This window comes from Gemmatimonadota bacterium (assembly GCA_016209965.1).
In the GTDB taxonomy this organism is placed as follows: Bacteria; Gemmatimonadota; Gemmatimonadetes; order Longimicrobiales; family RSA9; genus JACQVE01.
This window is the reverse complement of record JACQVE010000190.1, coordinates 1-10,056: the sequence shown is the minus strand read 5'-3', so window position 1 is coordinate 10,056 and position 10,056 is coordinate 1. Positions and strand designations below refer to the sequence as shown.

At 72.1% G+C, this 10,056-nt stretch carries 11 protein-coding genes; 7 read left to right on the top strand and 4 right to left on the bottom strand.

Annotated features, from left to right (window positions below; all coding sequences use genetic code 11):
• Together HY703_07690 and nadA are read right to left on the bottom strand one after the other, a co-directional pair.
• On the bottom strand, positions 1-132 hold a 132-nt coding region (locus tag HY703_07690), incomplete at its 3' end, for a nicotinate-nucleotide diphosphorylase (carboxylating) (protein ID MBI4545059.1).
• Positions 133-204: 72 nt separating this feature from the next.
• Positions 205-1,281, bottom strand: coding sequence for a quinolinate synthase NadA (gene nadA, locus HY703_07685; protein MBI4545058.1), 1,077 nt, complete (start codon positions 1,279-1,281; stop codon positions 205-207).
• A 110-nt stretch (positions 1,282-1,391) separates the two neighbouring features.
• Here nadA and HY703_07680 point away from each other — a divergent pair, with 110 nt between their 5' ends.
• The gene (locus HY703_07680; GenBank protein ID MBI4545057.1) at positions 1,392-2,516 is read left to right on the top strand and encodes an inorganic phosphate transporter; all 1,125 of its coding nucleotides are present in this window, start codon (positions 1,392-1,394) and stop codon (positions 2,514-2,516) included.
• Positions 2,517-2,829: 313 nt separating this feature from the next.
• Entirely contained in the window at positions 2,830-3,354 is a 525-nt protein-coding gene (locus tag HY703_07675; GenBank protein MBI4545056.1) for a hypothetical protein, read from the top strand.
• A gap of 67 nt (positions 3,355-3,421) precedes the next feature.
• On the opposite strand, the gene HY703_07670 is transcribed toward HY703_07675, so the two are convergent.
• Positions 3,422-6,016 (bottom strand): hypothetical protein, encoded by a 2,595-nt coding sequence (locus HY703_07670; GenBank protein ID MBI4545055.1) that lies wholly within the window; start codon positions 6,014-6,016, stop codon positions 3,422-3,424.
• A gap of 138 nt (positions 6,017-6,154) precedes the next feature.
• Here HY703_07670 and HY703_07665 point away from each other — a divergent pair, with 138 nt between their 5' ends.
• From HY703_07665 to HY703_07650, 4 genes are all read left to right on the top strand, one after another.
• The gene (locus HY703_07665; GenBank protein MBI4545054.1) at positions 6,155-6,763 is read left to right on the top strand and encodes a hypothetical protein; all 609 of its coding nucleotides are present in this window, start codon (positions 6,155-6,157) and stop codon (positions 6,761-6,763) included.
• A gap of 102 nt (positions 6,764-6,865) precedes the next feature.
• Positions 6,866-8,176: a dicarboxylate/amino acid:cation symporter gene (locus HY703_07660; GenBank protein ID MBI4545053.1), complete on the top strand. Its 1,311-nt coding sequence runs from the start codon at positions 6,866-6,868 to the stop codon at positions 8,174-8,176.
• A gap of 92 nt (positions 8,177-8,268) precedes the next feature.
• Positions 8,269-8,505 carry a type II toxin-antitoxin system prevent-host-death family antitoxin gene (locus HY703_07655; protein ID MBI4545052.1) on the top strand — a complete coding sequence of 79 codons (237 nt, stop codon included), beginning with the start codon at positions 8,269-8,271 and terminating at the stop codon, positions 8,503-8,505.
• Positions 8,506-8,534: 29 nt separating this feature from the next.
• Positions 8,535-8,936 (top strand): type II toxin-antitoxin system VapC family toxin, encoded by a 402-nt coding sequence (locus tag HY703_07650; GenBank protein MBI4545051.1) that lies wholly within the window; start codon positions 8,535-8,537, stop codon positions 8,934-8,936.
• Positions 8,937-9,027: 91 nt separating this feature from the next.
• Here the strand turns inward: HY703_07650 and HY703_07645 are convergent, their stop codons facing one another.
• Entirely contained in the window at positions 9,028-9,435 is a 408-nt protein-coding gene (locus tag HY703_07645; protein MBI4545050.1) for a hypothetical protein, read from the bottom strand.
• Positions 9,436-9,565: 130 nt separating this feature from the next.
• On the opposite strand from HY703_07645, the gene HY703_07640 reads away from it, so the two are divergent.
• Entirely contained in the window at positions 9,566-9,937 is a 372-nt protein-coding gene (locus HY703_07640; GenBank protein ID MBI4545049.1) for a response regulator, read from the top strand.
• Positions 9,938-10,056 lie beyond the last annotated feature (119 nt).

The following is a 10,056-nucleotide window of genomic DNA, read 5'->3' as shown; positions in this document are numbered from 1 at the left end:
GTCCAACCCCGCAATACGCCCGGCCGCGCGGGTGACCAGGCGCGCCGCGGCGAGTGTGTCGGCCGGGACAATGGCGTCTGTAGTAAGGTCGCCCGCGCGGCCCAGGTCCTCGCGCAACGCGCGGCGCAGCATTGGCTCGTAGAGCAGCGGTGGGAGTGGGCGCAGCGGCGGCGGGGGCAGGTCGGCGCGCACGCGCGGCAGCAGTCAGCCGGCCGCGGGCGGCCGCGCCAGTCGAGCCTGAGCCGCGCCGGGCCGGAGCTCGAGCATACGCTCGACAGCCAGGCGAGCGCGTGCCGCGACGCCGGCCGGCACTTCCACGGCGTGGCGCAGCGTCTCGAGCGAGTCCAGCACGTTGGTCAGCGTGATACGCTTCATGTGCGGGCACAGCGCGCAGGGGCGCACGAACTGGATTTCCGGGTACTCGACCGCCACGTTGTCGCTCATCGAGCACTCTGTCACCATCAGCACCCGCGCCGGCCTCGCCTGGCCCACGTGCCGGATCATGCCCGCGGTCGAACCCACGAAGTCCGCTTCGGCCAGCACGTCCGGCGGGCATTCCGGGTGGGCAATGATGTGGATGCCCGGGTACTGCGCGCGGTAGGCACGCAGCTCCGCGGCCGTGAAGCGCTCGTGCACCTCACAGTGGCCGTGCCATAAGATGATCTTCACGCCGGTCTGAGAGGCGATGTAGCGCCCCAGGTACTCGTCGGGCAGAAAGATCACCCGCTCCATGCCCAGCGACTCGACTACCTCGACCGCGTTGCCCGAAGTGCAGCACACGTCCGACTCGGCCTTGACCGCAGCGGACGTGTTGACGTAAGTCACCACGGGCACACCCGGATAGCGTTGGCGCAGCAGCCGCACGTCCTCCGCCGTAATCGACGCGGCCAGCGAGCACCCCGCCTCGAGGTCCGGGATCAGCACCAGCTTCTCCGGGTTGAGCAGCTTCGCGGTCTCGGCCATGAAGTGCACGCCGCACAGCACGATGATCTCGGCATCCGTGCGCGCCGCGGCGCGCGCCAGCGCCAGCGAGTCGCCCGTGATGTCGGCGACGCCGTGGTAGATCTCGGGGGTCTGGTAGTTGTGCGCCAGGATGACCGCGCGGCGCTCGTGCTTGAGCTGGTTGATGGCGTAGACGTAAGGTGCGTGCAGCGCCCACTCGACCTCGGGTATCTGGTCCCCCACTCTCTGGTAGATGGGAGTGGTGGCTCGGGCTACCTCCGGCGTGTAGCGCAGGTGGGGGCGCGCACGGCGGCGCGGCGCTCTCATGCGGGTGGGCATGGGCGAAGCGTAGAGGGCTGCCGGAGCGCTGTCAAGCGAACCCGGGTGTGCCAGCCGCGGCAGGCGGACACGCGCCGGAACCGCAGCCTGCGCCGCCGAATTGAGCATCCGTGGAGATCATCCTTCTTCTGGCGGCCGCGTTCCTGGCCGCGAGCAACGGCGCGAACGACAACTTCAAGGGTGTCGCGACGCTGTATGGCAGTGGAGCGGCCGGGTACCGGCGCGCGCTGAGCTGGGCGACCCTCACCACGTTCGGCGGCAGCGTGGCGGCCGTGTTCCTGGCGCGGGGCCTGCTGGCCAGCTTCCAGGGTGCGGGGCTGGTGCCGGACGCGCTGGTGGGCGACCCGCGTTTCACGCTTTCCGTGGCCCTGGGTGCGGCCGGCACGGTAGCCCTGGCCAGCCGGTTGGGGCTGCCGGTCTCGACCACACATGCACTGCTGGGCGCGCTGCTGGGTGGGGGGCTGGCGGCGGCGCCGGCCGGCCTGGATCCGGCCGTGCTGGGGTCCCGGTTCGTACTGCCGCTCGTGGCCGGCCCGCTGCTGGCGCTGGCCGCCGTGCGCCTGCTCTATCCGCCCCTCAGCCGCCTGCGCCTGGCGCTGGGGCTCACGGAAACCACCTGCGTGTGTGTGGAGGCGGCGGCGCCACTGATCGAAGCACCGGCAGGGGCCGGTGCGGCCGCGGCGACGGCGAGCACCCAACTGGTGGCGCGCATCCAGCCGGTGCCCTGCCGGCCAACCTATGGCGGAACACTCCTGGGCCTGCAGGCCGGGCCCGCCGTGGATGCCCTGCACTTCCTGAGCGCCGGCACGGTGAGCTTCGCCCGCGGCGTGAACGACGCACCCAAGCTGGCAGCACTGGCGCTGGTGGCCGGGGGGGCGGGCGGGGCGGGGGGCGGCGATCTGCTGGCGCTGCTGCTGGTGGCCCTGGCCATGGCGGCCGGAGGGTGGCTGGGCGCGGCACGCGTCGCCCGCACCATGAGCCAGCGCATCACGCCCATGAACTCCGGCCAGGGGCTGGCCGCCAACCTGGTCACCGCCGCGCTCGTGCTCTTCGCCTCGCGGCTGGGCCTGCCCGTCTCCACCACGCACGTGGCCGTGGGCGCGATCTTCGGCATCGGCAGCAGCACCGGCGCGCTGCGACGCCGCGTCGCGGCCGGCATCGTGGGCGCCTGGCTGCTCACCCTGCCGCTGGCCGCGCTGCTGGCTGGCGCCCTCTGGCTCGCGCTTCCTCAATAGTGCAGTCTAGCCCCGCCTTCCAAGAATCCACACGTGTTCACCACAGAGTGCGCTGAGAGCACGGAGGAACCACGGATCCACCAGACCGCCTCCGCGTTCTCCGCGCCCTCCGTGGTGACTGGTCATTGAGAGCAGGGGACCTGGCCGCGCGCGCTTCCAGACGACTCCAGACGACAATCTAACGACGGGTCGCCTTCACTATTCGACCTCGAGGCGGCGGGCATCCGCGCGGCCGGGTCTCACCGGCCGGCCTCGTGGTTCGGCGCTTTCAGCCGGAAAGGTCAATCTCTTAAACCTCAGGTGGAGGTGCACCGTGAAGAGACAGATCTGCCAAGCGTTAGGGATCCCTGCCCTGCTGATCACGCCGCTCGTGGTCGGCGCCTGCGGAGAGGAGGCGGGGGCCATGGGCCCGGGCGGGCTGGACGTACAGGCAGGCGCGGTCGTGTTCTTCAACCTCACGGCCTGCCCTGCGGGATGGAGCGCGCTGGACGCGGCCCGGGGCCGCTACTTAGTGGGTGTACCGGCTGGCGGAACCGTGGGCGGCACGGCCGGCGAGGCGCTGAGCAATCAAGAGAGCCGGTCCACGGGCACGCACAGCCACGTCGTGACCGACCCGGGGCACAACCACGCGGCGACCACCAACTGGGGCTGGGAGAAAACCACCCCTTCCGGAACGACGCGGCGGGCCCTGTTTGATTTCAAGCCAGCCGACGCCATCGGCAAGCCCGACCTGGCCGCCCTGGCCAGCGCCTCGACCGGAATCACGGTGGCCAGCGCCGGGTCTGTGGCGGGAACGAACGCGCCGTACTTGCAGCTCCTGGCCTGTCAGAAGAGCTGAGCCAGAAAGGGATGCGCGCGCGGTCCGCTTCGTCCGTCTGTGCTGGCGGGCCGCGCGGCGCGCACCATTACTGCGCTGCTCTCGTGAGGTAGCGCCGGGTCAGGGCTTGCAGCACCGCCAGCGTCTCCGGCTCTCCGTCCACGAAGGCGCCGCGGGTCAGCACGGCGCGATACAGCGAATCGGCCGAATGGCGCTCTCCCAGGGCGGCGCGCGCGTCCGCCTCGAGCAGCACCACGGTGGCGACCGAGCGGCCCAGGAACATGCCCGGCCAGGCCTGGCTCGCCAGCTCCGCAGCCGCACGCATGTCGCCGCGCGCAAAGGCGGCGCTCGCCTCCACGGTCAGCAGCGCCAGGCGAAAGCTGGGCAGCGCCCGCCCGCCGTCCTTCTCGAAGATGAGGCGCCGTACCGCCGCGATGGTGGCCGGATCGCCCGCGCGGGCCGCCGCGTCCGCAATCCGCTCCGAGAGCCGGGCGCAGGCGGCGGCGGACAGGTCGGCGTTGCGCGTCCATTCCAGTGCGGCGCGGTTCAGCTCGCGCGCGTACTCGAGCGAGCCCCCCAGCGCCGGCTCGAGGCGAGCCTGCAACAGCAGCGCCCGCGGCAGGTATTGCATCGATGATTCCTCCAGCGCAGCGCGCATCTGCTCGAGCAGGCGCGCGGCCTCGGCGATCCGGCCGGCGCCCAGCAAGGCGATGTGGCGGAAGGGCCAGGCGTAGCTCTCGACGCCATCGCTGAACTGCAGCGCGGCCGGCCAGTCCTGCCTCTGCAGCGCCCAGTGATAGCGTGCGTGCGCCACCGCGAAGGGGTACCGGCCGGCCATGGAGCGCGCGAAATCGAACGCTCCCGCCGTGTCCCCGCGCGCGAGCAGGATCTGGGTGCGATCGTAGAAGTAGGGCATCAGCGCCGAGCTGTCCTGCTGGTAGGCCGCTTCCGAAGCGGCCGCCATGGCCGGCCAGTCCCCGAGCGAGCGATGGGCCCAGCGCAGGCCCTCGAACGCCAGCGGCTCCTCCGGGAAGCTCCTCGCCAGCAGCTCCCAGTAGGCAAGGGCACTGTCCGGGCGGTCGCGGACCAGGTGCTCGTAGCGCGCCTGAATCACCAGCCGCTCGCGCGGCGGCAGCCGGTGGCGCAGCTCGTAGGCCTTGCTCAGGTGATGCTCGCTCCGGCGCTGCCGATCCTTCCACCAGTGGAGGTCCGCCACGTGATAGTGCGCGAGCGCGAACAGGCTGTCGTGCACCAGGCCGGCCTCCAGCTGTGCGAGCGCGGAGTCCCACTGCAGCCGCCCGATCTGCTGCCGCGCGAGGGCGTAGCCGCGCAGCGCCTCCAGCGAGCGCGTGGTCACTGCGGGCAGCGGCGTCAGGCGCTCCTCCGGCACGTCCAGCACCTGCGCGCGCAGCCCTGCCCCGAGCCGCGCAATCGCGGGGATCACCTCCTCCTCGCCCGCCGGCCGCGCCACCAGTGTGCGCAGCGAAGTTTCCGTGCGCGCGTCCAGGAGCTGCACCACGATCTGAAGCTGGCGCCCGAGCGGCAGGACCGACCCGCTGATCGCCAAGGGGAGCCCACGGCGGCGCGCGATCTCGAGCGCAATGGCCGGCGTGACCAGCGTGTCCTCGGGGAGCAGCATGAGGCGCATGGTTTCTTGGAGCTGCCCCTCGCCCAGCACACGGATCTCCGGGCGCGCCTCGAGCTCGGCCCGTAGCGCCTCGCGGATCGCGAGCGCCAGTGTCGCATCCGAGCCGATCAGCGGCGCCAGCACGATCCGGCGGGCGCCGACCGGCGGGCGCTCGTGCGCTAGCGGGACGACCGCGAGGAGCGTGGCCAGGAGAGCCGCGCCGGCAAGGGCGGGACGCCGCCAGCGCGGGCGCACGGGCGTGACGCCGGGCGGCTCGTTCGCTCGAGCGGCGGCGCCGACTGCTCCGGCCGGCTCGGGCGCCGGCTCCGCCGGGGGCGCGGCTGGTACGGTCGAGCGCAGCTCGCGGGCGAAGGCCGTCGCCTCGTCCTCCGGCTCGGCGCCGAACTCCCGCCGGATCAGCTCGCGACGCGCCCGGTCGCTGCGCAAGGCGCCCTGCGCATCGCCAGCCGCGGCCTGCGCCCGCAGCACCCGGAGCGCGAGCGCCGCATCGTAAGGATCGTGGCGGGCCAGCCGCTCCCACCAGCGGGCCGCGCCCGGGAAATCGGTCGCAGCCTCCGCGGCGCAGGCAAGCGTCTCGACCGCCTTCCGGAACTCGCGGTCGTACTCCTGCCGCTTGGCTTCCGCCCACTCCTCGAAATCGCCTGACCCACCGACAAAAAAGCCGTCCAGGAACGGGCCGCGGTAGAGCTCGACAGCCTGCGCCAGCGCACCCCGCGCCAGCAGCTCCTGGAACGAGCGCACGTCGGCCCAGACCAGTCGGGGGTTGAGCCGCACGTCGTCGCCCGCCGCGACCAGCGCCCCCGGCGCCAGTGCCTTGTTCAGCACGTACAGGGCATCCGAGAGCAGGTGGCGGGCGCGGGAGGTCTCGAGCTCCGGCCAGAGATAGGCGATCAGTTTGTCACGGCTGATGACGCCGTCGGGCGCGCCCGCGACCAGCGCGAGCAGTCCCAGCCGCCGGCGCTGGACGACCCGGCCGGTGGCCGGACCTGAAGGGCCTTCCAGCGCGACACCACCAAAAAGCCGGAGCCGGAACATCGTGGCCTCGGAAAACGACTCTAGACGAGAATCTGACGACGGGATGAGTCTAGTATACCTCGCATGACAGGGCGGAAACAACTTTTTCGGCGCACCGCGAGGCCCGGGACACCAATAGACGGTTGCGCGTCACGACTCGTGCTGGCGGGTGCGGTCACGGTGGCCGGCTGCTGGGCCGCGGCCCGGCCGGCCCATGCGCAGACCCCGCCCGAGGCGGGTAACACCGACCTGCCCACGCGGACCACGACCATCGATCCCTGCCTGGTCGCCACCGCCGGGCAACTTCGACTCGTGCTGGCGGCCGGGCTGGACGCCGCGTTTCCGGTCAAGCCGCCGCCGCGGGGCGGGCACAACGTGACCATCTCGGACCCCGACCTCCAGCTCGTGGATTGCCCCGGGCCGCGCCTCGAGGCCCGCGCCCGGATCCAGGAGAGACATAGGCGTGGCCCGCTGCGGAGATCGACCAGCGGGCAGTTCCGCTTCGCATCCCGCGCCGACGGCCAGCTCACGTACGCCGTGACGGCGCTGCCCGGGCCGATCCCCGAGTCGGCCGTCCGGCGCGCGCTGATCTGCCTGTCCGAGATCCGTGTGCTGGGGCTGGACCTCGAGAAGACCCCCGACTGGCTGGATCGCGCCTGGATCGAGGACCAGCTCAACGCGCAGCTCAGGGACCAGGCGTGCGCCGACATCACCGGCCTGGTGCGGGCCTACCTTGCCAGCGGCGGTCAGCTTCAGGAGAGCAGGTAAGCAGCCGGCCGGGGGCGGCGGCCAACGCCAAGAGAAGCGCCCCCCAGCGCAGGCGGCCGGCGCTTGTGGAGCAACCGCAGAAGCCGCTAAGCTGCCCGGCGCATGTCCCTCACCACCCGGGTGCTGATCGGCCTGCTCGCCGGGCTCGGAGCCGGGATCGCCGTCTCCGCATCGGGCGAGCCCGCCCTCGCCCGCGCGGCGGTCGCGCTCGAGCCCGTCGGGACTCTGTGGGTGAACGCCATTCGCATGACGGTCATCCCCCTGGTCGTCTCGAGCCTGGTCGGGGCCGTGGCCTCGGCCAGCGACCCGGGCGCGATCGGCCGCATCGGTGGGCGCGGGCTGCTGCTCTTCCTCGCGCTGCTGGCCGCCGCCGCGGCGCTCAGCGTGACCGCCATCCCGCCCCTGCTCGGCGGGCTGACCATCGACCCGGCGGCCGCGGCGACGCTGCGGGCGAGCGCCGCCAGTCTGGCCGAGCCCGCCGCCGAGAGCGCCCGAAGACTACCAGGCTTCGCGCAGTGGGTGGTAGACCTGGTCCCCACTAACCCCGTACGCGCCGCAGCCGACGGCGCGTTGCTCCCGCTCATCCTCTTCTCCCTCGCCCTCGGCCTCGCCGCCAGCCGCCTGGGCGAGCCACTGCGTCAGGACCTGGCGCGCTTCTTCCGCGCGCTCGCCGAGGCCATGCTCCTGCTGGTGCGCTGGATCCTGGCCCTCGCGCCAGTGGGGGTCTTCGCACTGGCGCTGCCGCTCGCCGCGCGTATGGGCGCGGCCGCCGCGGGCGCGGTGGTCTACTACATTGCCCTGGTCTCGACCATGTGCGCGCTGGCCATTGCCACGCTCTATCCCGTGGCCGCCTACTTCGGCCGGGTGCCGCTGCGCAGCTTCGCCCGAGCCAGTGCGCCCGCCCAGGCGGTGGCCATCAGCTCCCGCTCTTCGCTGGCCTCGCTCCCGGCCATGATCGAGGGCATGGAGAGCCGACTCGGGCTGCCGCCCGAGCTGGTCCGCTTCTTCCTGCCCCTGGCCGCGTCCACGCTCCGCCTCGGGGCCGTGATCGGGCAGACGGCGGGCGCGCTGTTCATTGCCCGGCTGTACGGGGTGTCGCTGGAACCCGCGCAGCTCGCCACCATCGCCGTCACCTCCATGGTCACCAGCTTCACCGTACCCGGGATCCCCGGCGGTTCTATCATCGTCATGGTGCCGGTACTGCTGGCGGCCGGGTTGCCCGTGGAAGGCATCGGGATCCTCCTGGGCGTGGACACGATCCCGGACATGTTCCGAACCACGACCAACGTGACCGCGGACCTGGCGACGCTCACGGTGCTGGGGCGCGGCGCGGGGCCGGGCGGGCGAGCGGGGATTGCCGCCGCGGCCGCCCCGGCCCGGAGCAGCGGGACGGGAGGAGCGGGAACCCCCTGACCGGCGCGCTGCTCGTCCTCGACCCGCCAGGCACGTTCCGCCGTTCCGCCCCGCGGCTTGCTGCCGCGTCTCACCGGTGATACATTAGAGGCATGGATGAGGTGACCATGCGGGAGCTGCGCAACCGCGGCGGTGACATTCTCGAGCGGGTGACGCGGGGTGAGGCGCTGACGGTGACGCGCGATGGCCGCCCGATCGCGGAGCTGCGCCCGCTCGCACGCCGTCCGATGCCTGCGGCCACGCTCCTGAGTCGCTGGCGTCGGCTGCCCGCGATCGATGCGGCGATGCTGAGGGCGGATATTGACGAAGTCCTGGACGCCTCGCTGTGACGCAGCCTGCCGTCCGGCAGCAGCGCGGGGTGTTGGACACGAGCACCGTGATCTTGCTGCCGCGGCTGGAGGATCCCGCACTCCTGCCGGGCGAGCCGCTTATTACGGCCGTGACGCTCGCTGAGCTCACGGTCGGGCCGTTGGTCGCCTCCACGGACGAGGAGCGCGCTGCCCGCCAGGCACACGTGCAACAGGCCGAGGCCGACTTCGATCCCCTGCCCTTCGACGCAGCGGCAGCACGTGCCTTTGGCCGGGTGGCAGCCTCGTTGCGGAGGGCCGGTCGGAAGACCAGCGCCCGCGCCTATGACGCCATGATCGCGGCCATCGCTCTGGCCAATGAGCTTCCGCTCTATACCTGCAACCCGGACGACTTTGCCGGAATCGAGGGCCTCGAGATCGTGTCCGTCCCGCTGCCGGACTCAACTCGCTAGGCGGATGCTGAGGGTCAAGGTTGCTCGGGGCCGAACTGACCGAAAGGCCGCCAGCCCCTCTGAAGGCTAAACCCCCGCGGCGGGGGGGCAGCTAGCCAGGGCCGGCTGGCCCCTCCCGGCGCAGCAGCTCGCGAACCTCGAGCAGCCAGGGGGGCGCGCTCCGGCGCTCCTCGCCGTGAGCCTGCTCGAGTGCGTCCAGGAGTTTCGCGATCACGCCGGCCTGGCGCCTCGCGGGCCAATCCTGCACCAGCACGCGCAGCGCCGCCAGCGCGGAGCCGGCGCCCAGCTCGCCGCCGTAGTGCGCCGACTCGCGCACGTACCAGCGCTCCAGCTTCCGGCGCGTGGCGGAGTAGGGTCTCGACCCAGCCAGGAACTTCTGCAGGCCGGTCGGGCTCATGCCCACGTCCCGGGCCACCTGCCGGAGCGAGCGAGCCTCGACCCGCGCGGCGACCGCCAGACGCAGCCGCTCCAGCGGCGTCTCTTCCCTAGCCGCCGGCATTGACTCGCCGGCGAGGGGCGCCTAATTTGGCTCGTCCACTCCGTCTACTTTTGGCGCGATTACACCGGTCACCTTACGGCGATCCCCCCGGACCGGCAAGGACGCAGGTCGGCGCTGGATCCACAGCGGTATGCACGAGCAGCCTTCGACATGGCGCGTACTGGTCGTCGATGACGAGCCGGCCGTACGCCGGGTGGTGAGCCGGCACCTCGAGCGCTGCGGGATCGAGGTCGTGGAAGCCAGCGCCGCAGACGGCGTGCTGGCACAGCTCCGGTCCCACTTCTTCGACCTCCTGATCCTGGACCTGGACCTCTCGGGTGGATCGGCCGCGCCGCTACTCGCCCAGCTCTGCGACCAGTGGGCGGACCTGCCCGTCCTGCTGCTGACCGGCGGGGTGAAGGACGGCCGGCTGCCGCCGGCGCCGCCCAAGTCCAGCGTGCTGCCCAAGCCCTTCCAGATCAACCAGCTACACAGCCGAATCCAGGAGCTGTTGGGGCGCTGACGCCAAATGTGAGCGCGGCCGGGCGCTGCACTCGCTTGGTGCCGCGGGACCGCTCGGGCAAGTCTCCATGGGGGCGCGGGGCGCCCGGCGTTTGAACCCGGCGCGCCTCCCGGCTAGAT